The organism is Sphingomonas sp. LH128 (assembly GCF_000293195.2).
In the GTDB taxonomy this organism is placed as follows: Bacteria; Pseudomonadota; Alphaproteobacteria; order Sphingomonadales; family Sphingomonadaceae; genus Novosphingobium; species Novosphingobium resinovorum_A.
The window spans coordinates 1-538 of sequence record NZ_ALVC01000540.1 but is presented as its reverse complement, the minus strand read 5'-3'; the positions used below and the strand labels follow the sequence as shown (position 1 = coordinate 538).

At 59.7% G+C, this 538-nt stretch carries 2 protein-coding genes; both read right to left on the bottom strand.

The window, feature by feature from the left end; translation table 11 throughout:
* Positions 1-91 precede the first annotated feature (91 nt).
* Positions 92-358, bottom strand: coding sequence for a type II toxin-antitoxin system RelE family toxin (locus LH128_RS32670; protein WP_008833434.1), 267 nt, complete (start codon positions 356-358; stop codon positions 92-94).
* Positions 342-538, bottom strand: a 197-nt coding sequence (gene relB, locus LH128_RS29875; RefSeq protein ID WP_008833433.1) for a type II toxin-antitoxin system RelB family antitoxin, incomplete at its 5' end; no start/stop codon positions are given. The genes relB and LH128_RS32670, both read right to left, overlap by 17 nt.

Here is a 538-nt window from a genome sequence, read left to right as displayed (position 1 = left end):
GATGGTGTAGGACAAGGGAACCTCCGTCGATCCTCCATGGATCGCCCGTCCCCTTCCCCCTCGTCTCTATGGGTTACGGATCGCCTGGGGGTCAGCGGTAAACGCCGCTTCGGTGGCCAACGGTCAGCACAAGTACGACAAGCCTGCCATCCTCGATTTCGCAGACAATCCGGTAGTCTCCAACGCGGTAGCGCCAACGTCCCGCCAATGGTCCGGTCAATGCCTTTCCAGATGCGCGGGGATCGTCACTGGATGCAACCCGCTCGCGCAGGAAGGTTATGATCCGCTTAGCGGTCTGGCGATCGAGCTTGGAGAGGGATTTTTCGGCGCTGGATGACAGTTCAATCTGCCAGGCCAAGGCGCTTCTCCACGTCGTCGAGGGAACTTGTGGTTTCGCGGCCAGCACGAATGTCCTCGAGCACCTTGTCCGAGAGGTAGATGTCTTCCATGTCCTCAAGGCCGCGTTCGATAATTTCGCGCAGGTAATATGCCTTGGTGCGCCCGGTGGCGCTCGCGAGATGATCGAGGCGCTGCTCTA